Annotated in this window: 23 protein-coding genes; 15 read left to right on the top strand and 8 right to left on the bottom strand. The window is 32.8% G+C overall.

Annotated features, from left to right (window positions below):
- Window positions 1–17: 17 nt before the first annotated feature.
- The 4 genes from ATE84_RS17345 to ATE84_RS17330 form a co-directional block, all read right to left on the bottom strand.
- Complete coding sequence (locus tag ATE84_RS17345) at window positions 18–650, bottom strand: DUF937 domain-containing protein (RefSeq protein WP_101449163.1); 633 nt, start codon at window positions 648–650, stop codon at window positions 18–20.
- A gap of 178 nt (window positions 651–828) precedes the next feature.
- Entirely contained in the window at window positions 829–1779 is a 951-nt protein-coding gene (locus ATE84_RS17340) for a D-2-hydroxyacid dehydrogenase (protein ID WP_101449162.1), read from the bottom strand.
- 61 nt (window positions 1780–1840) lie between these two features.
- Window positions 1841–2905, bottom strand: coding sequence for a 3-phosphoserine/phosphohydroxythreonine transaminase (gene serC, locus ATE84_RS17335; protein ID WP_101449161.1), 1065 nt, complete (start codon window positions 2903–2905; stop codon window positions 1841–1843).
- Between the two features lie 229 nt (window positions 2906–3134).
- The gene (locus tag ATE84_RS17330; RefSeq protein WP_101449160.1) at window positions 3135–4196 is read right to left on the bottom strand and encodes an acyl-CoA reductase; all 1062 of its coding nucleotides are present in this window, start codon (window positions 4194–4196) and stop codon (window positions 3135–3137) included.
- 66 nt (window positions 4197–4262) lie between these two features.
- Here ATE84_RS17330 and ATE84_RS17325 point away from each other — a divergent pair, with 66 nt between their 5' ends.
- From ATE84_RS17325 to ATE84_RS17310, 4 genes are all read left to right on the top strand, one after another.
- The gene (locus ATE84_RS17325; protein ID WP_101449159.1) at window positions 4263–4613 is read left to right on the top strand and encodes a 4Fe-4S dicluster domain-containing protein; all 351 of its coding nucleotides are present in this window, start codon (window positions 4263–4265) and stop codon (window positions 4611–4613) included.
- A gap of 115 nt (window positions 4614–4728) precedes the next feature.
- Window positions 4729–5319, top strand: coding sequence for an outer membrane beta-barrel protein (locus tag ATE84_RS17320; RefSeq protein WP_101449158.1), 591 nt, complete (start codon window positions 4729–4731; stop codon window positions 5317–5319).
- Between the two features lie 105 nt (window positions 5320–5424).
- Complete coding sequence (locus ATE84_RS17315) at window positions 5425–6300, top strand: alpha/beta hydrolase (protein WP_101449157.1); 876 nt, start codon at window positions 5425–5427, stop codon at window positions 6298–6300.
- Window positions 6287–7090: an alpha/beta hydrolase gene (locus ATE84_RS17310; RefSeq protein WP_101449156.1), complete on the top strand. Its 804-nt coding sequence runs from the start codon at window positions 6287–6289 to the stop codon at window positions 7088–7090. Before ATE84_RS17315 ends, ATE84_RS17310 begins: the two co-directional genes overlap by 14 nt.
- Window positions 7091–7197: 107 nt before the next feature.
- Here the strand turns inward: ATE84_RS17310 and ATE84_RS17305 are convergent, their stop codons facing one another.
- Window positions 7198–7563 (bottom strand): hypothetical protein, encoded by a 366-nt coding sequence (locus ATE84_RS17305; RefSeq protein ID WP_101449155.1) that lies wholly within the window; start codon window positions 7561–7563, stop codon window positions 7198–7200.
- Window positions 7564–8247: 684 nt separating this feature from the next.
- Window positions 8248–9954 (bottom strand): alpha-amylase family glycosyl hydrolase, encoded by a 1707-nt coding sequence (locus ATE84_RS17300; RefSeq protein WP_233195836.1) that lies wholly within the window; start codon window positions 9952–9954, stop codon window positions 8248–8250.
- A 200-nt stretch (window positions 9955–10154) separates the two neighbouring features.
- Between ATE84_RS17300 and menA the strand changes: the two genes are divergently transcribed.
- The 7 genes from menA to ATE84_RS17265 all read left to right on the top strand — a co-directional run bounded on the left by menA (window position 10155) and on the right by ATE84_RS17265 (window position 18724).
- Window positions 10155–11114 (top strand): 1,4-dihydroxy-2-naphthoate octaprenyltransferase, encoded by a 960-nt coding sequence (gene menA / locus ATE84_RS17295; protein ID WP_101449154.1) that lies wholly within the window; start codon window positions 10155–10157, stop codon window positions 11112–11114.
- A gap of 105 nt (window positions 11115–11219) precedes the next feature.
- A complete protein-coding gene (locus ATE84_RS17290) occupies window positions 11220–11900 on the top strand; it encodes a metal-dependent hydrolase (RefSeq protein WP_101449153.1) in 681 nt (226 codons plus the stop codon).
- Window positions 11900–12940 (top strand): o-succinylbenzoate synthase, encoded by a 1041-nt coding sequence (locus ATE84_RS17285; RefSeq protein WP_101449152.1) that lies wholly within the window; start codon window positions 11900–11902, stop codon window positions 12938–12940. Before ATE84_RS17290 ends, ATE84_RS17285 begins: the two co-directional genes overlap by 1 nt.
- A 6-nt stretch (window positions 12941–12946) precedes the next feature.
- Window positions 12947–13894, top strand: coding sequence for a CPBP family intramembrane glutamic endopeptidase (locus ATE84_RS17280; RefSeq protein WP_101449151.1), 948 nt, complete (start codon window positions 12947–12949; stop codon window positions 13892–13894).
- A 61-nt stretch (window positions 13895–13955) separates the two neighbouring features.
- Complete coding sequence (locus tag ATE84_RS17275; RefSeq protein ID WP_101449150.1) at window positions 13956–15062, top strand: AMP-binding protein; 1107 nt, start codon at window positions 13956–13958, stop codon at window positions 15060–15062.
- Window positions 15063–15198: 136 nt separating this feature from the next.
- Window positions 15199–17283, top strand: coding sequence for a VWA domain-containing protein (locus tag ATE84_RS17270; protein WP_101449149.1), 2085 nt, complete (start codon window positions 15199–15201; stop codon window positions 17281–17283).
- Between the two features lie 118 nt (window positions 17284–17401).
- Window positions 17402–18724, top strand: coding sequence for a M24 family metallopeptidase (locus ATE84_RS17265; RefSeq protein WP_101449148.1), 1323 nt, complete (start codon window positions 17402–17404; stop codon window positions 18722–18724).
- Between the two features lie 19 nt (window positions 18725–18743).
- Here the strand turns inward: ATE84_RS17265 and ATE84_RS17260 are convergent, their stop codons facing one another.
- Window positions 18744–19982: a M14 family metallopeptidase gene (locus ATE84_RS17260; RefSeq protein WP_101449147.1), complete on the bottom strand. Its 1239-nt coding sequence runs from the start codon at window positions 19980–19982 to the stop codon at window positions 18744–18746.
- Between the two features lie 256 nt (window positions 19983–20238).
- Window positions 20239–21867: an acyl-CoA carboxylase subunit beta gene (locus ATE84_RS17255; protein WP_101449146.1), complete on the bottom strand. Its 1629-nt coding sequence runs from the start codon at window positions 21865–21867 to the stop codon at window positions 20239–20241.
- Window positions 21868–22369: 502 nt separating this feature from the next.
- Between ATE84_RS17255 and ATE84_RS17250 the strand changes: the two genes are divergently transcribed.
- From ATE84_RS17250 to ATE84_RS17235, 4 genes are read left to right on the top strand one after another with little or no spacing between them, the layout of a single operon-like run.
- Window positions 22370–22552 (top strand): CAL67264 family membrane protein, encoded by a 183-nt coding sequence (locus tag ATE84_RS17250; protein ID WP_101449145.1) that lies wholly within the window; start codon window positions 22370–22372, stop codon window positions 22550–22552.
- Between the two features lie 40 nt (window positions 22553–22592).
- Window positions 22593–24284: an energy-dependent translational throttle protein EttA gene (gene ettA / locus ATE84_RS17245; RefSeq protein WP_101449144.1), complete on the top strand. Its 1692-nt coding sequence runs from the start codon at window positions 22593–22595 to the stop codon at window positions 24282–24284.
- A 1-nt stretch (window position 24285) separates the two neighbouring features.
- Complete coding sequence (locus tag ATE84_RS17240) at window positions 24286–24978, top strand: HAD family hydrolase (RefSeq protein WP_101449143.1); 693 nt, start codon at window positions 24286–24288, stop codon at window positions 24976–24978.
- Between the two features lie 2 nt (window positions 24979–24980).
- Window positions 24981–25610, top strand: coding sequence for a chloramphenicol acetyltransferase (locus tag ATE84_RS17235; protein WP_101449142.1), 630 nt, complete (start codon window positions 24981–24983; stop codon window positions 25608–25610).
- Window positions 25611–25680: the final 70 nt, after the last annotated feature.

The following is a 25680-nucleotide window of genomic DNA, read 5'->3' as shown; positions in this document are numbered from 1 at the left end:
TTTATTTGATAGAAGAGTTATTTTCCAAAAAGCCCACCAAGAAGTCCTCCAAGACCTCCGCTTTTCTTTCCTCCGCTACTTAATAGCATTCCGGCAACATCATCAAGAATACTCCCATCACCATCTGCATCTAAGAAAGATTCTATCAATGATTGCTGCTTAGAACCGCCACCAGACATACTGCCTAATAAACTTGATAACCCATTAGCATCACTTACATTGTTTTGTTTGGCTTGTTTCCCTAATGCCCCCAAAAGAATTGGAGCAGCTACTTTAAGTATTTGGGCTACAGAACCAGAGTCAATCCCTGATTTTTGACTTAGAGCATTTTCTACTGCAGGTTGTTTATTTCCAAGAATATGTCCTAGAATACCAGCTCCATCATTCGTAACACTTTGATCAACACCACCATCAAATAAACCTCCCAAATTATCTAAAATTCCACCAGAATGTTTACCTGTTAGTGCACCTAATAATCCCGAAGCTCCTTCAGGTGTAGATGCATTTCGTTGCATTGCTCCCATAAGTACGGGCATAGCCATACTTAGTAAATCTCCTGTTTTATCAGTTGATTGGCCTGTTTGTGAACTAACACCACTGATAATTTGTTTACCCATTGGGCTATTTAAAAGGTCTAAAATTCCTGACATAGTTAGTATATTTTTTTATGAACCTAAATTTACATTTTTAATATCAGAATAGGAGAAGAGATGCTATCTTATTTTGATAAAAATAGGATGAAAAACCACTTTAGAGGGTGAAAAACAAAAAAGAGTCGTTTCAATCATTGAAACGACTCTTTAGTGATATAAATTATCTATTTTATGCTTAGTTAAGAATCTTAATGATTTGCTCAGCCAGTTCCTGGCCAATACGATCCTGAGCTTCTCCTGTGGCAGCACCAATATGTGGTGTAAGAGATATCTTATTATTCATCAATACTTTGATTGCTGGATTAGGTTCATTTTCAAACACATCAAGTCCTGCAAAACCTAGTTTCCCTTTTTCTAAAGCTTCTACTAATGCAACTTCGTCAATTACTCCACCTCTTGCGGCATTTATAATTCCTGCGCCATCTTTCATTTGTTCAATTTCAGACTTTCCTACCACATACTCTTTTTGTGCAGGAACGTGTAGCGTGAAAAAATCAGAATTTTTAAGAACCTCTTCTTTAGATACCGTCTTAATTTTAAATTTTAAAGATTGTCCATCAAAGAACTCTAATGGTATGTCTACTTCCTCTATAAAAGGATCATAGGCAATAACATTCATTCCAACTCCAATTGCAATTTTTGCAGTTGCCTGTCCTATTCGCCCTATTCCTATTACACCAAGTGTTTTTCCTCTTAATTCGATACCACTTCCATATGCTTTTTTCAGGTTTTTGAATTTGCTATCACCATCTAGAGGCATATTACGGTTAGAATCGTGTAAAAAGCGAACACTACCATATAAGTGTGCAAAAACTAATTCTGCCACAGATCCAGAAGAAGCTGCGGGAGTATTAATTACATGAAGACCTTTTTCTCGGGCGTATGATACATCAATGTTATCCATTCCTACACCACCACGTCCTATAATCTTAAGAGAAGGACAGTTATCAATGATATCTGTTCTTACTTTAGTAGCACTACGTACAAGCAATACAGAAATTTCATTTTCATTAATATAATTAACCAATTGATCTTGAGCTACTGTAGTTGTTAAAACCTCGAAGCCTTTTTTTTCTAAAGCTTCAATTCCGCTTTGAGATACTCCGTCGTTTGCTAATACTTTCATTTTTAGGTTTTTATTTTGAATGTCAAGCCCTAATAAGTTGACTTGTTTAGTAATTATTGTTTTATGCTTTACGTTCCAGATCGCCCATTATATCTACAAGAGCAGCAACGCTATCTAAACTTAGTGCGTTATACATACTTGCTCTATACCCTCCAATACTACGGTGACCATTAATTCCATTAATTCCTGCTTCTTTCCACATCGTATCAAAAGTTTCTTTGAGGTCTTCATTTACCAATGTAAAAGTGGCATTCATATCAGATCTATCTTCTTTGGCAGCAAACCCCTCAAACAGTGGGTTTACATCAATTTCTGAATAGATAAGTTTAGCCTTTTTTTCATTCAATTCTTCTATAGCAGCAATTCCTCCAAGTTTTTTAAGCCATCTTAATGTAAGCATAGATACATAGACAGGATACACTGGGGGCGTATTGAACATACTTGCTTTGCTAATATGAACCTGATAATCTAGTATAGAAGGAATTTTTCGTTCTATTTTTCCAAGAATATCTTCTTTTATTACAACAAGAGTAGTACCTGCAGGCCCCATGTTTTTTTGTGCTCCTGCGTAGATCAAACTAAATTTTGAAAAATCTAATTGTCTTGAGAATATATCACTACTCATGTCACATACAAGAGGAGCATCGGTAGAAGGAAAATCCTTTAATTGTGTACCATAAATAGTGTTATTACTAGTAAGGTGTAAATAATCTAATCCTTTAGGAATATCATATCCTTTAGGAATAAAATTGAAATTAGAATCTTTTGATGAAGCTACTTCTATTACATCACCAAAAAGCTTAGCTTCTTTAATAGCTTTATCACTCCAGGCTCCAGTATTTAAATAGCCAGCTTTAGATTGTAGTAGGTTATAAGCGGTCATTAAAAATTGAGAACTTGCCCCGCCTTGAAGAAATAGCGCTTTATATCCTTTACCTTCTAAGCCTAGTAACTCTAGAGCCAGACTTCTAGCTTCTTCCATGACATCAACAAAATCTTTACTACGATGTGATATTTCCAAAATAGAAAGACCAGAGTTGTTAAAATCTAACACTGCTTGTGATGCTTCTTTAAATACTTCTTGCGGTAAAATACAGGGTCCAGCGCTAAAATTATGCTTTTTCATGTGCTAATGTTTGTTGTTTTAATGGCCACATGGAATCTTTTACAATTAAAATTATCTTTAACTAATCTCATTATCGATGATCTAATTGTATCAGTTTCATTAGTAGTTTTTATTGTTGTTAAATAGTATGGTTTAATTGCCTTTTCTTTACTTCAAAAACAGAGTTAGAAAAAACATCACAAAGGTGCTAATAATATGAAACAAAAGCATTGTCAAAATGATAAATTATTTAATCAATTTTTATCAAAAACTCAATAATGTCTATACCGTCTGCGTAATCTGAAAGTTGAGGGCTTTGAGTTTCTCCAAATGCAATGCATTCTGTAGAAAAACCATCACCTACGATACATTGTATTTTTTCGCTGTCATTTTGTATCTTTTTGCTTAACTGATCTTTAGAATCATAGATTTCATAAAATAATGTAGCAATTGGAGAAGCATAACTTTCATCCTCTTTGAGCATTAGAAAACCATTTTCAAACAATTTGTAATTACTCATTAAGTAAACTGCTTTATTGTAATCATAATTGTTTGCATATTTTGCACTTTTGATAATATCATGATATGGATACATAGCTTTAAAAAAAGTATCAAAATCATACCCTTTGGGCACCATTAGTTTTGATACACTTCTACATCCTAATCCAAAATATCTAAAAATATCTTTGCCAAGCGCTTCAAGTTGCTGTTTGGTCTCATTTCCTGTTAAGATAGCAACAGAATTCCTGTTTTTGCGTATGATATTGGGAACTTTACCAAAGTAATATTCAAAATATCTGGAAGTATTATTACTTCCTGTTGCAATTACAGCATCAAAATCTTTAAATTTTTCTGAAGTAAATTCGATAAACCCTTCAAATCGAGGCTCCACAGTTATTAGGTATGAGGCTAAAAATGGTAATAATTGATTATCATTTGAAGATTGTTTTACCAAAACGTTGTGTCCCGAAATTAATACAGACAAAAAATCATGAAATCCAACTAATGGAATGTTTCCTGCCATAATAATACCAATAACCTTTGGTTCTGTTTTTTCTAAAGAATAGGAAGATAGCCACTTTTTTAAATTGTTCTCAGTAAGAGCATTGCTCCATTGTTGTAGAGAAAAAAGTACATTTTCCTCTGTAAACCATCCATTATGATGCACTGCTGTAGCAATTTTATGGGTCATTTCATCAAAAAAATCATCATTGTGATGAATGGCATTAACTTTCTCATAACCAGTAGATTTGAATTGGTTAAGAAACTTTCCTAATTCAGAAAAAGCTTTGATACGATCATTTAATAACATCTCTTATTTGTTTATCACTAGTTTACGAGCTATTTTTGTGCTGCAAATTTAGAATAAAAAAGAGCTATGGCAATTATAATAACAGATGAATGTATAAACTGTGGTGCTTGTGAGCCAGAATGCCCAAATACTGCAATTTACGAAGGAGCTGATGATTGGAGATATTCTGATGGTACAGATTTAGAAGGAGATGTAGTTCTTCCTGGAGGTAAAGGTGTAAATGCTGATGAAGCACAAGAACCTGTAAGTGATGAAGTATATTATATAGTACCTGATAAATGTACCGAATGTAAAGGGTTTCATGAAGAACCACAATGTGCAGCGGTATGCCCTGTAGATTGTTGTATTCCTGATGAAGATGTAGTAGAAACTGAAGAGTTTTTATTACAAAAACAATCTTTTATGCATAAAGAATAAGATTTTATATCATAAAACTATAAAAAGCCTGTCATATAGATGGGTTTTTTTATGGTCGTTTTTTAAAATTTAGTATTTTCGCTCTACTTACAACCTCAAATCTAAACATGAAATCATGAAAAAAATAGCATTTCTTATTCTTTTTACAACACTTTCTGTTGTTTCTTATGGACAATATCGCTGGGAAGTTTCTGCCGGAGGTACCTTTTCTAAGCTAAATCTGGATAACCAGGAAACCACTGGCGGAACAGGCTTTTTTGTTAATGCCGGATATGGCTATGTAATGGGAGTTAGAGCAAGAACAAGTATTGTTTTTTCTCTTGATCTTTTACAGCGAACCAGTGAGATAGAAGGTCTTGGTGATGCAGAAACACTTCAGGTTGGATTTAATCCAAAATTTAGATACTTAACTGGCGATGGCAAAGATAGATTTCGTGGCTTTATTAATGTTGGACCTTCTTTTAGAGTAAATACAAAATTTGAAATAAATGGTGTAGAACTAGAAGATGATGCTTATGAGAAATTGATTATTGGCGGAGTATATGGGGTTGGTTTTTCTCAAATGATAGGAGAGATGTTTGATGTTATAGCAGAAGTGGGAGTAATGAATGATTTTGTAGATAACTTAACAGATACTGATAGCAAATTTTTTGATGTTTATGCTAGAGTAGGGGTTCGATTTAGAATCTACGATGCAAGGCGATAAGCTTTAACAACTAATTATATAATTATAATCCTGCTTTGGCAGGATTTTTTTATACTTCAATTTAATTTTTTGTAAATTAGTTACTTACAAAAAAAGAATGATTGGATGTCATATTGGGAATACATAGCAATTAGTGTTCTTGCAGTGTATGTTATTGTGAGTATAACCTTATATTATTTACAGGAGTATTTTATTTTTAAGCCTGAGAAATTAGATAAGGATTTTCAATTTCATTATAACAATCAGATTGTAGAAGAATATAATCTGGAAACAAGAGATGGAGCAATACTTAATGGGCTTCATTTTAAAGTAGAGGACCCAAAAGGGGTTGTACTATATCTTAAAGGGAATTCTAAGAGCATAAAAGGCTGGGGTAAATTTGCTGTAGACTTTACAAGACATGGATATGATGTATTTATGTTAGATTATAGAGGATTTGGTAAAAGCACAGGCAGACGCTCTTTTAAGGCAATAAAAAGAGATCTTCAGTTTGTTTATGATAAGATTAAAGATAAAGTAAAAGAAGAGTATATTATTTTATACGGACGTTCAATGGGATCTGGATTTGCTACAAAACTAGCCTCTATTAATAATCCAAAAATGTTGATATTGGATGCTCCTTATTATAGTTTAAATAAAGTTGCAGCCAAGTTTATTCCTTTTATGCCGATTTCATTAATAATGAGGTACCCTATACCAACCTATAAATGGCTTAAGTATGTAAATTGTCCTATTCATATCATACATGGTACCCATGATAAATTAATTCCTTTTAAATCAAGTATTAAATTATCAAAAATTCGACCAAAACTCACCCGATTATATACTGTGATAGGAGGAGGACATAAAAATTTAAATAATTTTGAATCTTATCATAAGATGCTTGGAGAAATTATCAATTCTAAAATTAGAAAGATAAATCTTTCTAATACAAGTATTGGTGTTGTGCACTCATCAAAAAAAACAAATGCGCAAGCTTAAAAAAATACTATTGTGGGGTATATCGCTCTATAGTATTGCGATTGTATTATTATATTTTTTTCAGGAAAAAATTATTTTTCAACCAGAAGTACTTCCTAAGGATCATATTTTTCAATTTAGACACCCATTTGAAGAGTTTTTTCTACAAACCAATGATAACAGCCGCCTTAATGCTATTCGTTTTGTTAATGAAGATCCTAAAGGGGTGATTTTATATTTTCATGGTAATAAAGGAAATTTGAAACGTTGGGGGAAAATAGCAATGTTCTTTGCTCAAAAAAAATATGATATCATCATTTTGGATTATCGAGGGTATGGTAAAAGTACAGGGAAAATAAGTGAACAAAAATTATATGAGGATGCCCAATTGTTTTATAATTATGTTTTAGAACGTTACCCCGAGGATCAAATAATGATTTATGGAAGATCCATTGGTACCGGAATTGCAATAAAAATGGCTTCAGACAATCAACCTAGCCATTTGATATTAGAAACTCCATATTACAATATGAAAGATGTAGCAGAAAGTTGGTTACCCTATTTTCCAACAAACCTGGTATTACGATATGAAATTCCGTCTAATGAATTTATACAAAATGTAGTTTGTAATATCACTATTTATCATGGAACCAATGATAAGGTAGTTCCTTATGCGTCTGGCAAAAAATTGTTTAATAATATTCCAGTCTCAAATAAAAGAATGATCACGATACCCAATGGGGCTCATAATAACTTAATGCAATTTGATGAGTATCTTACTACGATTGATGAAGTTTTAAAAAATGATTGATCATATCAAAAAGAGAAGCGCCATATCTTTATATATAAGAATGACGCTTCTATACATTTATACTTTTAGAAACCTGATATAGGAAACGATATGTTTAGAACAACGGTTTAATATTCCATAAGAGCATCTCTATACTCTTTTAGATCTGATATATTCGTTCTGTTTTTAAGGCTTTTTGTAAGTGATACCAAATATTTAAGACTCTCTACGGGATCTTTGGCTCCTTCATTATTTGAAACTTCAGAATCCTCCTCTATAGGTTCATCATCCGGAATTGGTATTAGAAAAGAATTATTCTCTTCTATATGTTCATAAGTAAACCTAAGAACTTTTACTACTAATGGTATTTGCTCTTCTAAAGCATAAGTCCTTAATTCTTTAAGGTCTTCAATTAGTGCATCTGTGTTGATCCCTGTTTTATCTAGGTCTACCAGAATTTTATCGATTAATTTGATTGCTTTTTTATTTTCCAAATGGGTAATATTATAAAGGTGATTAACTACTTATGACTGCAAATTTAAATTTTTCTTCAATTATTAGAAATCAATTACAAGTATTTATTTACATATATAATTGTTTTTTTTATTTAATATAATTTAATACACATCGTTTTTTAATGTTAAATATCTGTTTTTCAATAAGTTGAATTGATTATCTTCAATCTATACTACTATTCCGGCTAAAGTTTGAGGTAAAACCGTAACCGTATATGCACCAAACCTCTTTATCTTTGACATGTATTCCAATTACAATTTTTCCCTTACTTTTTTTGTTTTCCCCAACACTTACCTCCTTTTCCTAAGGAGGTAAGTTCTTCATGGGGTATTATGAACTTCAAAAAATAGTGACTTAATCTGATATGGAGCTGTTTTTACTGTAAGTTTCGGTAATGATGCAGTGATCTGAGAAGGTATAGCTTTGAGATATTTCATTTTGAGTATTAGAAACAGAATTGGTGTTATTTAGATTGATTTTTGATCGAAAACTATACTGAAAATGGGGGAAATTTCATCAGAAGCAGCCTTATGATTCTGAATTTATTGAAGCGTTGGTACAATTTTTCTCCATTTTATTATGAAGAACTACCAAATTTGATGACTTTTAAAGTAAACTTTTACATCGAGAGCGGGTTACAAAGAACTTTTATTATCTCAAGTTTACTTTTTTATTGCTAATAAAGCAATTTCATATTCAGAATCGATTGCTACCGAATCATTAGAGATGATAACTTCTTTTCCTGAGTATTTGTCGATTAAAACAGCTCCTTCTGGGAAAACCGAGTTAATTCTAATAATTTTTTCTCCCATAGGAAGACCTAATGCTATTACAACCTTGTCTGATATTCCGTTTTTAAAATACTTTCTTGAAAAGACATAAGGTTTTTTGGATATCATTTTGTGCTTACCAGCTCCAACAGCTGGGTGATTTTTTCTAAAGACTCCTAATTTTTGCCAATGTCTTAATAATGTTTTGGTGTTCTTATTGTTGATTGCATCCCAATTCATATTAGATCTAAGAGTAGCATCTCCTTTAGTTTCTTTGATGATTAGAGATCTTGCTGTCTCATCGCCATAATATATTTGTGATATCCCCGGAGTTAATAACAGTTTGGTAGCAGATTCATAGGTTTTATTTCTTTTATTATCATATGGTTCTGCGTCATCATGAGAACTTATATAATTGGTTACCCCTTTACCAATTAGATTGGTATATAAAGCTTTACTATATTTGCTAAATAATTTTTCGTAATCAAGTTGATAAGCATCATATTTGAATTGAAAATTAATCATATTATCAAAGCCGTGAGCAAAATAATCTACTTTACGGTCTCCAAAATTATAATATCGTTTACCATCGATTCCATAGCCATATAATTCGCCCAGCATAAAAAAATCATTAGCATCCAGTACTTTGTCTGGGTTTTTTGATTTCCATTCTAAGAATGCTAGTTTAGCTTGTTCGGCTAGTACACTCCAGGCATCTTCTTTAATATGTTTTACCGTATCTACTCGATATCCATCTATTCCTAATTCTCTAACATAATCAGTTAACCATTTGATAATATAATTCCTGGGAGATCTTTTTAATCTTGTTTTAGTAAAGAAAACATCTATTTCTGCGAGTTCTATTTCTAATCGACCTTCTTCTTTCCATTTGTTTATTAATGTTTCAGGTAATTCTACATTTTCATTATTCTCTGTTTTAATATCTGGAAGATTCTTCACCAGAGTACAATTTATAGTGCTTTCATAATCTTTATATGTGCATGGTGGAGAAGTTCTTACCCAACTATCTGGCCAGACAGGATCTTGCTCAGTAACAGGACCTGTATGGTTCATTACAACATCCATTAGAATTCGGATATCATTTTTATGAGCTGTTTCTACTAATTGTTTTAATTCTTTGTAAGTGCCAAAGTTAGGATCAATTTTTGTCCAATCTTTTGTCCAGTACCCATGAAACGCATATGTATTCCCTGTACCTTCATCTACGCTTCCATGTATCTGTTCTACTACCGGGCTAAACCATATGACATTAACTCCAAGATCTTTAAAATATCCATCTTCAATTTTTTGAATGATCCCTTTTATATCACCACCCTCAAAACCTCTTAATTTACCAGTTTCTTCGATTCGTTTTAAAGCCTTATCGTTTGTTGTATCTCCATTATTAAACCTGTCGGTTAATAAAAAATATATATTTGACCCTTCCCAAATGAAAGGTAGTTTTCCTGATTCTGTTACTTTTTTAGTATCGGGTTTAGTGATTTTCGATTTATCAATACCATCTTTCTTTGGTTCACCCTTACATCCGATCATTAGGCATAAGATCAAAAAAGTAATGGTTTTTATAGAATTGGTCATAGTATCTAGGGATTTAAAAATGCTAAGCTATAAAAAGTCTTACAAAATTAGAATAAGATGAGTTACTAAACTCATAAAAATTAAGCTTAGTATGAATTTTTTGTATATTCTTAATATTATGCATCAATAGTAAAGAATTGATGCAATTAATTTTTATTTTTTTATAAAAATAATGTTCCTTTGAAGTCAAAATTATAAAAATGACCAAATTTAAAGCGTGGATCTCTGCAGCTAGATTAAGAACTTTACCACTATCAGTTTCAGGAATAATCGTTGGATCTGTTTTGGGTCATACATGGATTTTAGAAGCATCTCCTTATGAATCGGGAGGCTTTTTTTGTTGTTTTGGTTGTCCCAAGTTTTATTTTTCAGAAATCTTTTGGTTGGCTATTGCAACTACATTAGGATTGCAAATTCTATCTAATTTTGCTAATGATTATGGCGATGGTGTAAAAGGAACTGATAATGAGGATAGAGTAGGGCCACAAAGAGCATTGCAGAGTGGAGCCATTTCTAAAAATGAAATGTATAGAGGGATAGTACTTACAGCATTAATTACACTAGGAGTTGCTGTTGCGTTAATTTATGTTTCTTTTGGGAAAGAAAATTTTTTCTATTCTGTATTCTTTTTCATATTGGGACTTGCTGCTATAGTAGCCGCTATCAAATATACAATGGGTAGCTCTGCATATGGATATAGAGGGTTGGGAGATCTTTTTGTATTTATCTTTTTTGGGTTAGTTAGTGTTGTTGGATGCTATTTTTTGTTTGCAAAAAAACTTAATATGCTTGTTTTTCTACCCGCCATCACTATCGGATTATTAAGTGCCACAGTATTAAACCTTAATAATATGAGAGATTATAAGAGTGATAAAAAAGCAGGTAAAAACACATTGGTTGTAAAACTAGGAATTAATCGGGCAAGAATTTATCATTTTACGTTACTAATTATTGCTATGCTATCCATGTTAGTATATCTATATGTTACATATAAAACTCCCATGAACTTTTTGTGCTTAATAGCTTATATTCCCTTGCTTATTCATATGAAAAAAGTTGCCAATACCAGTAATTCAGAACTGCTGGATCCTGAGTTAAAAAAAATAGCTTTAACAACATTTTTACTGTCTATTTTATTTAGTCTGGGACAGATTTTATAATTTAGTCGAACTCTGTCATTATAGATAATTTATGGTAGCTCCTTGTACATATTCTATTATATCCCGGGATCTATTTATAGTATAATAAGTTTAAATTTTTCACACATGAAAATCACCTTTTACGGTCATAACACTTTATTAATTGAAATTAAAGAAATAAATATCCTTATCGATCCATTTATTTCGGGTAACCCGTTATCTAAAGACAAAATCGATATCAACTCGATTAAAGCGGATTATATTTTGCTTACACATGCTCATCAGGATCATGTTCTTGATGCAGAGGCTATCGCAAAAAATAACAAAGCAACTATTGTTTCTAATTATGAGATTGCTACATACTATCAAAATCTAGGGATTGAGGTACATCCTATGAATCATGGAGGGATATGGGATTTTGACTTTGGAAAAGTAAAGTATGTAAATGCTATCCATACCAGTAGTTTTGCAGATGGAACTTATGGGGGACAACCTGGTGGATTTGTTATTGAAGGAGAACATAAAACCATTTACATTGCAGGAGATACGGCATTAACAATGGACATGAAACTGATTCCTTTAAGAAATACTTTAGATCTTGCAGTTTTACCTATAGGGGATAACTTCACGATGGGAGTAGAGGATGCTATTATAGCAAGTGATTTTGTAGAATGTGATAAAGTATTAGGAGTGCATTATGATACTTTTGGGTATATTGAAATTGATCATGATGAAGCCAAACAAAAGTTTTTTGAAAAAAATAAAGACCTTATGTTACTGGATATTGAAGGAAGTATCACATTATAATGGAGGCCAGATATTATAAACACATCCTTCAGTTTAAAAGACCAAGCGGCACTTCGAGAGGAATTCTAAAAACCAAAGAAACCTGGTTTATTGTCATTTCTGATGGAACAAGAAAAGGGATAGGTGAATGCGGCATCTTAAGAACATTAAGTATAGACGACCGACCGGATTATGAAGATAAGCTAAAATGGACCTGTGAGAATATCCATTTAGGAGTAGACAAGCTTTGGGAGGAGCTTGTAGAATTTCCAAGTATTCAGTTTGGAGTAGAGATAGCTTTTAGATCTTTAGAAAGTGATTCTCCTTTTTTACTGTTCCCTTCAGCATTTAGTCATGGCGATGATCGTATTCCCATTAATGGACTCATTTGGATGGGAGATAAAGAATTTATGAGGCAACAAATCACTTCTAAATTAGATGAAGGGTTTGATTGTATAAAAATGAAAATTGGGGCTATTGATTTTGAAACAGAACTAAATTTGTTGTCCTATATACGATCTCAGTTTTCTTCAGACAGTATTGAATTAAGAGTAGATGCAAATGGAGCTTTTAAACCAGAAGAAGCCTTAGATAAATTAAAACGCCTTTCTGTTTATAATTTACATAGTATAGAACAACCTATACGACAGGGACAGCATATAGAAATGGCAAGATTATGTGAAGAAACTCAATTACCTATAGCGTTAGATGAAGAATTAATAGGTGTTTTTGATGTAACAGAAAAGAAAAAATTACTACAAACTATACAACCACAATATATTATTCTTAAACCAAGTTTGGTAGGAGGTTTTAAAGGAACCAAAGAATGGATTGATATTGCAGAATCTTTTGGGATAGGGTGGTGGATTACCAGCGCACTAGAGAGCAACATAGGGTTAAATGCTATTGCGCAGTATACATATACCTTAAATAGTAAAATGCCACAAGGTCTGGGAACAGGGGGACTGTATACGAATAACTTTGATTCACCATTGGTTGTTAGTCAAGGAACTTTGGGATATTATAATAACAAAAACTGGAACGTAAATTATTTAAATTAAGATTATATGTATATAGCACAAGCACTTAAAATAAAACATGATTGGTGGAGATATTTAGTCGGATTAGTAATCATTTTTATTTTTTGGCAATTTATAGGTATTATCCCTTTATTCATAGGGGCATTTATAAATACTGGTGATTTACAAACGTTGGTGGTTGCTGCAGAATCTAACTTCACCTCATTAGATATGAATTCTAATTTATTTCTAACCTTAGTGATTATAAGTTTTATATCTGGATTATTCGGGTTATTTATAGCTGTTAAATTTCTTCACAAGCAAAAGATTAAAGAATTGACTACAACAAGAAAAAAGATTGATTGGAAACGAATTTGGTTTACATTCTTTCTTGTTTCATCTATAAATGTTGTGTTTTTTTTGATTAGCTATTATACAGAACCAGAAATTTATAAGCTTAATTTTGAAATGATTCCGTTTTTAATCTTGGCTCTAATTTCTTTACTCTTGTTACCGCTACAAACCAGTTTTGAAGAGTATTTGTTTAGAGGATATTTAATGCAGGGTATAGGTGTTTTAGCTAAGAATAAATGGTTACCACTTATCATCACTTCTGTAACCTTTGGATTACTTCATGGTTTAAATCCAGAAGTCGAGAAACTAGGTTATATTATGATGGTTTTTTATATAGGGACTGGTCTTCTATTAGGTATTATGACCCTAATGGATGATGGTATGGAATTGGCCCTTGGTTTTCACGCAGCAAATAATATAATAGCTGCAATGTTGGTTACAACAGACTGGAGTGCTTTTCAGACTAATGCAATATTTTTAGATATATCAGAACCTTCAGCGGGTATTGATATTGTACTTCCGGTTATTATATTATATCCTATTTATCTATTCATATTAGCTAAGAAATATAAATGGACAGGGTGGAAGGATAAACTTTTTGGAAGTATTACACCTAGTACAACTTCAAAAGAACTAACATAAAGATAACACACTCTTTACATATTGGTAACTTATGAATATGTTAGAAAATTGAAATTTGGATATGCAAACGACAAGTACATTTTCTATTCCCGAAATACATCAAAATTTCTCAATCAATAAAAACTCTTTAGATAGAGAAGGGTTGAAATCCTTTGCATATAGTTTTATTAAAGAAGGAGAAGTGTATGAGCAAGAAGCAGGAAGTTTTTTGTTAGATTGGCTGAATGAAAAAGATCATATTGTTGTACAAACTTCGGGTTCTACGGGAAAACCGAAAAAAATAAAAGTGTATAAACAGCACATGATCAATAGCGCAATAGCAACCGGAAAATTTTTTAAATCTGAAGAAGGAACTACCGCACTATTATGTCTTCCTGCTAATTATATTGCAGGGAAAATGATGCTCATAAGAGCCATGGTATTGGGTTGGAAGATAGATCTGGTACCTCCAAAAACGAATCCATTGGACACGGTGTATAAGCAATATGATTTTTGTGCAATGGTACCTTTGCAATTAGATAACTCTATTAATAGGCTTCATTTAGTTAAAAAATTAATAGTTGGAGGTGGTCCCGTTTCAGAAAATTTAAAAGAATTGGTCCAGGGTTTTAAAACTAAAATATTTGAAACTTATGGTATGACAGAAACAGTTTCTCATATTGCTGCAAGAAGAATAAATCCCAAGAAAAAAGATACTCGCTATTTTAAAGCTTTACCTAATATCACATTAAGTATTGATAATAGAAATTGTTTAGTTATTAAGGCTCCACAGTTAAATGAAGAAACGATTATTACCAATGATGTAGTAGAATTGAAAACATATAAAAAGTTTTTATGGAAAGGGCGTCATGACAATGTAATTAATAGCGGAGGAGTGAAGCTATACCCCGAAGAGATAGAAACAAAGTTACAGCTATTGATTGGACATCGTTTTTTTATTACCAGTATCCCTGATGATACACTTGGTGATAAAGTGATCTTACTAATAGAGCGTGAATATGATAAGATTGCATATCTAACACTGCAAGAAGGGATACAGAATCTAAATACCTTAAACAAATACGAAATTCCCAAAGAGATTTGTTTTCTTCCTCAATTTGTAGGAACAGAAAATGGAAAAATACAACGAAAACAGACAGTAGAGTTGGCTATACAATCTAAATCATAAGTCCTTTTATATTTTCTAGAAGTATAAAAAAACCAATATTTCCTTTTTACTCAATAAAAAGACTACTTCACTCATTCTTGATTGTCATCAATTATTAGAATACATAGTTTTAGTTTATAATTAAAAATTATCAACTATGAGACTATTACAATACATTTTGTTTGTTTTCCTTACCGCAGGAATTTCAAATGCGCAAGAAATAAAAGTTACAGGAAAAGTAACAGATAGCCAAAATCTACCTTTACCAGGAGTAAGTATTGTTATAAAAGGAAGTGCTAATGGTACACAAACAGACCTTGATGGTAATTATACCCTTTTAGCGACTATAGGAGACACTTTGATGTTTTCATATGTAGGATTTGAAACTACTGAAGAAAAGGTAACAGCTACCTCTACTATTGTTGATATTAAATTGATTCCAGCTTCATCACAGCTAGAAGAGATTGTAGTTGCAGCATATGGATCGAGTAAAGCTAGTAAATCAACGAGTTATGCTGTATCTAGTAATAGACCAAGAAGGAGAGGGAGAAAACATAGGCAGAGACGTATGAATAAGCCGTCTAGAGTACAAGTTTTTAGCACAGGTAATGCATTAAAAGTAAGAGGAACTAATTCGATTTCAGGTACAAAACAACCACTTTATGTAGTAGATGGTGTTCCGGTTGATAGCAAAGACATCGCTGTGATAAAAGCAATAGACCCTGCAAAAATCTCAAAAGTAGAAGTGCTTAAAAATAAAAACGAAACCTCTATTTATGGCTCTAAGGCTCAACATGGATGCATTTTAATTACGACGCATTCTGGTAATTATAAAGTACAAAATGATGAATCATATAGAGAAATTGTTGAGAATGATTTTAAAAGAGTTAAGATGGCGCCTCTTTCTACCTTCTCTATTGATGTAGACAAAGCATCCTATAGTAATATTCGAAGAATGATTAATACCGGAGTTAAAGTTCCTGCTGATGCTGTTAAAATTGAAGAAATGATCAATTATTTTAATTATCAATATGAACAACCGAAAAATAAGCACCCTTTTGCAATTCATACCGAATATGCCTCAACTCCTTGGAATGCTAAGACGCAATTAGTTAAGATTGGATTAAAAGGAAAAGAAATTCCTCAGCATGAAATTCCTGCGTCGAATCTTGTGTTCTTGATTGATGTATCGGGATCAATGAGTAACAGTAACAAGTTGCCACTACTTAAGAAGGCTTTTAAACTTTTGGTTAATCAATTACGAGAAAAAGACAAAGTTTCTATTGTAGTATATGCCGGTGCAGCAGGAATGGTGCTAAAACCAACATCTGGCGCTAATAAGCATGAAATTAATCAAGCATTGCAAAACCTGGAAGCAGGAGGATCAACGGCAGGAGGAGAAGGAATAAGGTTGGCGTATAAAATAGCTAAAGAGAACTTTATAAAAAATGGAAATAATAGAGTTATCCTGGCAACTGATGGTGATTTTAATGTTGGAATTAGTAGTGATAAAGACATGAAAAAATTGATCGAAGAAAAACGTAAATCTGATGTGTTTCTAACATGTTTGGGATTTGGGATGGGAAATTATAAAGATAGTAAGTTAGAAACTTTGGCAGATACAGGTAATGGTAATCATGCATATATTGATACCATGCAAGAAGCACAAAGAGTATTGGGAAAAGAATTCGGAGGTACGTTATATACAATAGCCAAAGATGTAAAAATTCAGGTTGAATTTAATCCAGGTAAAGTGCAAGCATATCGACTCATAGGATATGAAAACAGACTTTTGGCAGACGAAGATTTTATAGATGATACCAAAGATGCAGGAGAACTAGGAAGCGGTCATACAGTGACTGCCTTGTATGAGGTAATCCCTGTAGGAGTAAAAAGTAAGTATGTAAAAGAGATTGCTGATCTAAAATACACCAGTTCGGCGACTAATAAAGAGTATGGAGATGAATTATTAACCGTTAAGTTTAGATATAAAAAACCACAAGAGAAAAAGAGTATTGAAATGATTCATGTTTTACATACAGATACCAAAACTTCTACATCAAAAGATTTTAATTTTGCAGCTTCAGTAGCTTGGTTTGGAATGAAAATGAGAGGTTCAAAATATATTGACAACCAAAATGTTAAAGATATAATTGCTTTAGCTGAAACGAATAAAGAAAAAGATAATCAGGGATATAAAGCAGAGTTTATTAGGCTTATGAATAGTTATCAGGGACTGTAAAATAGTCAAAAGGTATTGTTAAAGTTATAAAGAGACACCTGCATTGTTTTGTGGGTGTCTTTTTTTTGTAATATTTTTATTTCAATTATACATTTAATTGCCTCACACTACTCATACAATGAAAAACCTCGTTATTATAATTTTACTTTTTCTAAGTACAACAATTCAATCTCAAATCCTTAAAGAAAGAGAAAGAGCCGCAGCTATTGATATGGTTCTAAAAGATCGGTTCGATAATCTTTTACCTCAACTAATGGATCGTACAGAGTTTGATATGTGGATTTTGATTTCAAGAGAATACAATGAGGATCCAGTGCTTAAAACAATGCTACCTTCAACCTGGTTAAACGCCAGAAGAAGAACCATTTTGGTTTTTTATAGAGATAAAACCCAGAATACAATAGAAAAAATGGCAGTAGCCCGTTATAATGTGGGAAAAAATATTGATTCTGCGTGGGATAAAGATAAACAACCAGATCAATGGAAAGCACTAGTGGATATTATTTCAAAAAGAGATCCTAAAAAAATTGGGATTAATTATTCTAAGGATTTTGGAATTCTGGATGGTGTTGTGAAGACAGATTATGATGAGTTTATGAATGTGCTACCAGAAGAATATAAATCAAGAGTTTCTTCGGCCGAGAAATTATCAATAGCATGGGTAGAAACACGTACCAAACAGGAAATAGAAATATATAAAGAGTTGGTAAAGATTACTCATGCTATTATAGAAGAAGCATTTAGCACATCTGTTATACAGCCAGGAACCACTACTACAGACGATGTTGTATGGTGGTTAAGACAAAAAGTAACCGATATGGGATTAAAAACCTGGTTTCACCCTACCGTAGATATTCAACGCTCTGGAGAAGTACTACAAAATCATATTGTTTCCTTTTCTAATCGACCAAAAGATAAAGTAATTCGACCAGGAGATTTGATTCATTGTGATTTTGGAATTACCTATTTGCGTTTAAATACGGATTGCCAGCAGCATGCTTATATTCTAAAAAATGAAGAAACATCACCTCCTGAGTTTTTAACAAAAGCTTTTGCTGATGGAAATAAAGTACAGGATATTTTTACTTCCAATTTTGAGACCGGTAAAACCGGAAATGAGATCCTATTGAAATCTCTTGAACAAGGGAAAGCAGAAGGACTTAATCCTTCAATATATACACATCCATTGGGATTATATGGTCACTCTGCAGGTCCAACAATAGGAATGTGGGATGCACAAGGTGGAGTCCCAGGAACAGGAGATTATCCCTTGTATGAAAATACAGTGTATGCTATTGAATTAAATACTACAGTAACACTTCCAGAATGGAAAAAAGATATCCGAATTATGCTCGAAGAAGCTGGTTTTTGGGGAGCTTCGGGTTTTAAATATGTAAATAAGAGACAAACAGAATTGATTACTATACCTAAGAGAAATTAATAGTTAAAAGGTTTTATAATCATTTACCTACCAAGATTTTCATCATTTGTTCTGCGGTAACAGTGCCGATCATTTTTATTTTATCTCTAGGGGTATCATCGCCTATTTCATAAGTTACTCCTGTAGCATTATGTCCATATAGAAACCATCCTTTAGAAACTGGTTTTTTACTATTTCCCGGCTTCTCATTTACTGTATAGTCAGAGATATTACTTTCTAATGCGGTAAACCAATCTTCTATAAAATAGGGGAGCGTAGTGCCTTTTCGTATTTGATTTGTGTAAAATATATCATACCATGTAGAATGAAAATCTAAGCCCAAAATTAGTTTAGAATTATATCTTTTTAATGTTTCAGTAATAAATTGTACAGTTTGCCTAATCTCAGGCTGTCGGTATGAAGACCAATCTCGATTAGTATCAACACCACCGGCATTATGTCTCCAATGCCCCAGATCTACGCCATCAGGGTTCATAATTGGAAACGCCAATACTCGGTATCTGTTTAAAAATTTATTTGAAAGCTCAGAGTTATTTAATATCGTTTGTACAAAGTGCTGAAAAGCAAAATAACCTGTAACTTCTGGTGGATGCTGACGGGTTAATAAAACAATAAGATCTCTGTTTTCTGGTTTACCTTTATAAATATCCAAAACAGGTAAGTTTCGACCTAATTTTGAAGTTCCAAAAATGCTGAGATTTGCATAACTTTCCTTTTGCTTGATTAGTTCTGTATACCAGTTTTTAACATCATCAGATGATTGTATCTCTTGCGCAGCTATTAATAGAGGAGTTTTATCTAATTTTATTTTAATTGTAGTACTTTCTCCTGTTTTATATACATCGGTCGAGTCGATACTTCTCCATTGATCATTTATTTTTAACTGAGGAAAATACCTGTGTTTATGTCCTTCTGTATATTGAAATTGAAAATAAAAAGGTTTAGGTGTATCTGTCCATGCTTTAAAAGCATAATAAGCGCTTTCATTAATAGGAGTATTCTCTGGGCTTATAATTACGGCAGCGGTACTATCGTTTATTTGTCTAAATCCATTAAGACGAGCCCCGTTAAATTCATTACTGGCATATACGTTAATATCCTTTAATGTATAAGTTTGCTTAACCTGGTAATTGATTTTTTTTGAAGTAGTGTCTACAGGAGTTTCAAAAGTTACCTTTTTGGTAGTCTGACAACTCAACAGTAATATAAAACAGAAAGCCAAAACTATATACACTATTTTGTATTTTGTTATTTTCATAATTAAAGATTTGAAAAGATGAAAAAACTAATTTAGTGTACTCCTATTTTTGTTTTTAAACTCTTTTAGGATATACTAACGAATGATGAATGTAACCAAAAATGTTCAGGAATGCTAATTATAGTATGTAAGCCAGAAAGAATGATACGAAAAAGAAAAAACATCCTTAATAGCCATATTTATGTATGGGATTAATAAAAGGATGTTTTATTTGATTTTGAAGCTTTAAGACTTCGCTGTTCTTGGATATATTGTTTTATACCTGGATTACTCCTAAATTAAATTTTTTATCGATAGGAGCATGGTCTGCAGCTTCTATACCCATAGAAATCCATTTTCTGGTATCTAACGGATCTATAATAGCATCTGTCCAGATTCGAGCTGCGGCATAATATGGAGAAGTCTGTTTATCATATCTGGCTTTGATTTTATTGAACATTGCTTTTTCTTCTTCTTCAGATATTTTCTCGCCTTTCTTTTTTAAAGAAGCAGTTTCAATCTGCAATAATACTTTTGCTGCCTGCGCACCTCCCATTACTGCTAATTCGGCACTTGGCCATGCCGCAATTAACCTTGGATCATATGCCTTGCCACACATCGCATAATTACCTGCACCATAAGAATTACCAACTACTATAGTGAATTTAGGCACTACACTATTACTCACAGCATTTACCATTTTTGCACCATCCTTAATAATACCTCCATGCTCACTTTTGCTACCAACCATAAACCCAGTTACATCCTGTAGAAATACCAATGGTATTTTCTTTTGATTACAATTGGCAATAAATCGTGTTGCTTTGTCTGCCGAATCAGAATAAATAACACCTCCAAACTGCATTTCTCCTTTCTTGGTCTTTACAATTTTGCGCTGATTTGCTACAATACCTACTGCCCAGCCATCAATTCGAGCATATCCAGTAAGAATAGTTTGTCCATATCCGGCTTTATATTCTTCAAAATCAGAATCATCAACCAATCGATTGATGATCTCAATCATGTCATACTGTTCATTTCTGGCTTTTGGTAAGATACCATAGATATCATCCTGATTTTCTTTTGGAGAAACAGGTTTGCTACGATTAAAACCAGCTTTTTCAAAATCCCCAATTTTTGACATTATATTTTTAATAGTATTTAGGGCATCTGCATCATCTTTAGATTTATAATCGGTTACTCCAGAGATTTCGCAATGAGTGGTAGCACCACCTAGAGTTTCATTATCAATACTTTCTCCTATAGCAGCCTTTACCAAATAACTTCCAGCAAGGAATATACTACCTGTTTTGTCTACAATCAAGGCTTCGTCACTCATGATAGGTAGATATGCACCTCCAGCAACACAACTTCCCATAACAGCAGAAATTTGGACAATGCCCATACTGCTCATTACTGCATTATTACGAAATATTCTCCCAAAATGCTCTTTGTCGGGAAAGATCTCATCCTGCATTGGTAAATATACTCCTGCGCTATCTACAAGATAGATGATTGGTAATTTGTTTTCAATAGATAACTCTTGAGCTCTTAAGTTTTTCTTCCCTGTAATAGGAAACCAGGCACCAGCTTTTACTGTTGCATCATTTGCGACAACAATACATTGTTTTCCACTTACATACCCAATCTTAACAACTACGCCACCACTAGGGCATCCTCCATGCTCATGATACATATCTTCTCCTGCAAAAGCACCAATTTCTATAGATTTAGAGTCTGTATCCAATAAATAATCGATTCTTTCTCTTGCAGTCATTTTACCTTTAGAATGAAGCTTTTCTATACGTTTTTCGCCTCCCCCCAATTTTACTTTGGCCAGTCGCTGTCGTAAGTCTGATACTAAAAGTTTATTGTGATCTTCGTTTTTGTTGAAGTTTATATCCATTGTGTGTATTGTGTGTATTGTTTGCACGAAAATACAAAAAACGTAGGTTTTATGAATGATAGGGAGTCAATTTAAACGATGCTTCTATTTTGTTTTGAGAATGTTATTTTTGAGTTATTTAATGTGTTGTTTTTTAGTGATTTAATATTTTTTTGATAAGATAAGAACGCTAAAAACTATTATTGAAGTTGTATTATTTTGTGATTTGATTTGATATTGATTACATAATTCGATGACAATGTTTGTTTAGGCCTGAAGTATCATCTTTGGTTAATTATATTCAAATTATTTATTTGATAATAACATTTTAAAGTAGATAATTTACTCTTAAAAATCTGTTTTTACTAAAAGTAATTTCTTAATTTACTGTAAGATAATAGGTAAACTATTTTTTTGTCTTAACAACTCTATAAAAACCTATGTTTTGACGATAAAATACCGATATTTGCATTTGCTTATATGTAAAAACATAAGTAATTGTACTAAACTAAAAATATAATTTATGGGAATGAATAAAAATACAGTGTTGGCTTGGGCAACTTTTATAATGATATTAGTTGGGTTGGCACTTATTGCACTAGGAGCTTTTAGATATAGAGATGTATCAGGATATGGTTTTGCAGCTGTTGGTGTTGGTTTTTTTGCAATTGCCTGGGTTTTTAATGCATTAAAAGGGAGAGTTTAACTCTTATAACTATACAATCAAAAATAACAATTAAGGGCTTATGTCAGACGATAAAAAAGTAATTTTTTCGATGTCCGGAGTGAGTAAAACGTACAAAAGTGCAAATACTCCGGTTCTCAAAAACATATATCTCAGCTTTTTTTATGGAGCTAAAATAGGTATCCTGGGACTTAATGGTTCTGGAAAATCTACTTTACTTAAGATTATAGCAGGAATAGATAAAAACTATCAGGGTGATGTTGTATTTGCTCCTGGATATACAGTTGGTTTGTTAGAACAAGAACCAAAACTGGATCCTGAAAAAACTGTACTAGAAGTAGTAAAAGAAGGTGTGGCAGATACTGTCGCTATTCTAGATGAGTATAATAAGATCAATGATATGTTTGGTTTACCAGAGGTCTATGAGAATCCCGATAAAATGCAGGAGCTTATGGATAAACAAGCTAACCTGCAGGATCAGATTGATGCCAGTAATGCATGGGAGCTGGATACCAAGCTGGAAATAGCTATGGATGCACTTCGTACTCCAGAATCTGATAAGAAAATTGGAGTACTGTCCGGTGGTGAACGTAGAAGGGTGGCTCTTTGTCGTCTTTTATTACAAGAACCAGATGTTTTATTATTAGATGAACCTACTAACCACTTAGATGCAGAATCAGTACATTGGTTAGAACATCACTTACAACAATATAAAGGTACTGTAATTGCCGTAACTCACGATAGATACTTTTTGGATAATGCTGCAGGATGGATATTAGAACTTGATAGAGGAGAAGGTATTCCTTGGAAAGGAAATTATTCTTCATGGTTAGATCAAAAATCGAAACGACTTGCACAAGAACAAAAACAAGCTTCTAAACGTCAAAAAACCTTAGAGCGAGAGTTAGAATGGGTTCGTATGGCTCCTAAAGGTCGTCAGGCAAAACAAAAAGCACGTTTAAGTAACTATGATAAACTGCTTAGTCAGGATCAAAAACAAGTGGACGAAAAGCTTGAAATTTATATCCCTAACGGTCCTAGATTAGGAACTAATGTAATCGAAGCTACAGGAGTAAGTAAGGCTTTTGATGATAAGTTGTTGTATGAAGATTTAAATTTTAATCTTCCTCAGGCAGGTATTGTTGGTATTATTGGTCCAAACGGAGCTGGTAAAACTACTATATTTAAAATGATAATGGGAGAGGAGCAACCAGATAAAGGTAGCTTTGCTGTCGGGGATACTGCTAAGATCGCTTATGTAGATCAAAGTCATAGTAATATCGATCCTGACAAAACTATTTGGCAAAATTTCAGTGATGAACAGGAATTGGTCACGATGGGAGGAAGGCAAGTAAATTCCAGAGCGTATTTGAGTCGTTTTAATTTTAGCGGAAGCGAACAAAACAAAATGGTATCTGCTCTTTCTGGAGGTGAACGTAACCGATTACACTTGGCAATGACCTTAAAAGAAGAGGGTAATGTATTACTTTTAGATGAGCCAACTAATGATCTTGATGTCAATACGTTACGAGCGCTGGAAGAAGGATTAGAAAACTTTGCCGGATGTGCTGTAGTAATTTCTCACGACCGTTGGTTTTTGGATAGGGTTTGTACTCATATTTTGGCTTTTGAAGGAGATTCGCAAGTATATTTCTTCGAAGGAAGTTTCTCTGATTATGAAGAGAATAAAAAGAAACGTTTAGGTGGTGATTTAATGCCAAAACGTATTAAGTATAAAAAATTGGTAAGATAAAATGCCTTTAAAAAAGATTAAAGTAATTGCTTTTGATGCAGATGATACGCTCTGGGTAAATGAAACTTTTTTTAGAAAAGCAGAGGATGAGCTTTGTACTTTACTAGAGGAGTATTTATCCAAAGAAGAGGCGAATAAATTACTTTTTGATGTCGAAATGCAAAACCTGCCATTGTATGGCTATGGGATCAAACCTTTTACGCTTTCGTTAATAGAAGCTGCTATCAAAATCTCTAATGGAAATATGACGATAGATTTGGTGCAAAAACTGATAGAAAAAGGAAAAGAAATGCTTCAGGAGCCCATAGAATTGATTGATGGAATTGATCAGACATTGCATCAATTATCTAAGAAATACCGTCTTGTAATGGCAACTAAAGGCGATTTGTTAGATCAGGAGCGAAAACTCATTAAATCTGGACTGGAAAATTATTTCCATCATATTGAAATTGTTTCAGATAAAACAGAAAAACAATATAAAAAACTGGTAAAGCATTTGGATATCACTGAAGATGAATTTTTAATGGTAGGTAACTCCTTAAAATCTGATGTCCTGCCAGTTTTGAATATTGGAGCGCATGCATTTCATATTCCGTTTCATACTACCTGGGTACATGAAATGGTTAATGATAAGATAGATCACCCAAATTTTAGAAGTTTTGCAAAGGCTAGCGAGCTATTGCAAATATTATAAAAATGAAAACAAAATTAGATCTTACTGCCTGGAACAGAAAAGAACATTTTGACTTTTTTGGTAGTTTTGACGAACCATTTTTTGGGATAACAACAACTGTAGATTTTACAATTGGGTACCAAAAGATAGAAGATTTGGGATATCCTTATTTTTTGTTTTATCTCTACAAGTCCCTTCATGCAGCTAATGCTATTGAAGCATTTAGATATCGTATAGAGGATAATCAAGTGTTTGTATATGATAAAATTCATGCATCCCCGACGATAGGTAGAGAAGATCATACATTTGGATTTTCATTTATGGAGTATGATACTGATTTTGAAACATTTTGTAATAAAGCGCAGCAAGAAATTGAGGCTGTTAAAAAAAGTACGGGATTACGATATACAGATAATGCCAAACGTATAGATACTATTCATTATTCGTCTATTCCCTGGTATAATTTTACCGGGCTTACACATGCCAGACATTTTCAGTTTAAGGATAGTATTCCTAAAATTTCTTTTGGAAGATATACCAAAGAAAAGGGTAGATTAAGTTTACCTATTGCTATTAATGTACATCATGGACTTATGGACGGATATCATATTGGCCTTTATCTTGAAGAATTTCAACGGTTATTAAATGAGTAATGTATTTCTATATCATGAAAAATGATTCTTTTTGATATCATTGTTATAGAAAAACAAAAGCCTTATAGCA

This window comes from Aquimarina sp. MAR_2010_214 (genome assembly GCF_002846555.1).
Lineage (GTDB): Bacteria > Bacteroidota > Bacteroidia > Flavobacteriales > Flavobacteriaceae > Aquimarina.
The sequence above is the reverse complement of the archived record's forward strand: the minus strand, read 5'-3'. Positions and strand labels throughout refer to the sequence as shown.

Bases quoted from the DNA above. Each gene is read 5' to 3' on its own strand.
- ATE84_RS17345 (WP_101449163.1), bottom strand. From the start codon at position 650: ATGTCAGGAATTTTAGACCTTTTAAATAGCCCAATGGGTAAACAAATT.
- ATE84_RS17340 (WP_101449162.1), bottom strand. From the start codon at position 1,779: ATGAAAGTATTAGCAAACGACGGAGTATCTCAAAGCGGAATTGAAGCT.
- serC (WP_101449161.1), bottom strand. From the start codon at position 2,905: ATGAAAAAGCATAATTTTAGCGCTGGACCCTGTATTTTACCGCAAGAA.
- ATE84_RS17330 (WP_101449160.1), bottom strand. From the start codon at position 4,196: ATGTTATTAAATGATCGTATCAAAGCTTTTTCTGAATTAGGAAAGTTT.
- ATE84_RS17325 (WP_101449159.1), top strand. From the start codon at position 4,263: ATGGCAATTATAATAACAGATGAATGTATAAACTGTGGTGCTTGTGAG.
- ATE84_RS17320 (WP_101449158.1), top strand. From the start codon at position 4,729: ATGAAAAAAATAGCATTTCTTATTCTTTTTACAACACTTTCTGTTGTT.
- ATE84_RS17315 (WP_101449157.1), top strand. From the start codon at position 5,425: ATGTCATATTGGGAATACATAGCAATTAGTGTTCTTGCAGTGTATGTT.
- ATE84_RS17310 (WP_101449156.1), top strand. From the start codon at position 6,287: ATGCGCAAGCTTAAAAAAATACTATTGTGGGGTATATCGCTCTATAGT.
- ATE84_RS17300 (WP_233195836.1), bottom strand. From the start codon at position 9,954: ATGACCAATTCTATAAAAACCATTACTTTTTTGATCTTATGCCTAATG.
- menA (WP_101449154.1), top strand. From the start codon at position 10,155: ATGACCAAATTTAAAGCGTGGATCTCTGCAGCTAGATTAAGAACTTTA.
- ATE84_RS17290 (WP_101449153.1), top strand. From the start codon at position 11,220: ATGAAAATCACCTTTTACGGTCATAACACTTTATTAATTGAAATTAAA.
- ATE84_RS17285 (WP_101449152.1), top strand. From the start codon at position 11,900: ATGGAGGCCAGATATTATAAACACATCCTTCAGTTTAAAAGACCAAGC.
- ATE84_RS17280 (WP_101449151.1), top strand. From the start codon at position 12,947: ATGTATATAGCACAAGCACTTAAAATAAAACATGATTGGTGGAGATAT.
- ATE84_RS17275 (WP_101449150.1), top strand. From the start codon at position 13,956: ATGCAAACGACAAGTACATTTTCTATTCCCGAAATACATCAAAATTTC.
- ATE84_RS17270 (WP_101449149.1), top strand. From the start codon at position 15,199: ATGAGACTATTACAATACATTTTGTTTGTTTTCCTTACCGCAGGAATT.
- ATE84_RS17265 (WP_101449148.1), top strand. From the start codon at position 17,402: ATGAAAAACCTCGTTATTATAATTTTACTTTTTCTAAGTACAACAATT.
- ATE84_RS17260 (WP_101449147.1), bottom strand. From the start codon at position 19,982: ATGAAAATAACAAAATACAAAATAGTGTATATAGTTTTGGCTTTCTGT.
- ATE84_RS17255 (WP_101449146.1), bottom strand. From the start codon at position 21,867: ATGGATATAAACTTCAACAAAAACGAAGATCACAATAAACTTTTAGTA.
- ATE84_RS17250 (WP_101449145.1), top strand. From the start codon at position 22,370: ATGGGAATGAATAAAAATACAGTGTTGGCTTGGGCAACTTTTATAATG.
- ettA (WP_101449144.1), top strand. From the start codon at position 22,593: ATGTCAGACGATAAAAAAGTAATTTTTTCGATGTCCGGAGTGAGTAAA.
- ATE84_RS17240 (WP_101449143.1), top strand. From the start codon at position 24,286: ATGCCTTTAAAAAAGATTAAAGTAATTGCTTTTGATGCAGATGATACG.
- ATE84_RS17235 (WP_101449142.1), top strand. From the start codon at position 24,981: ATGAAAACAAAATTAGATCTTACTGCCTGGAACAGAAAAGAACATTTT.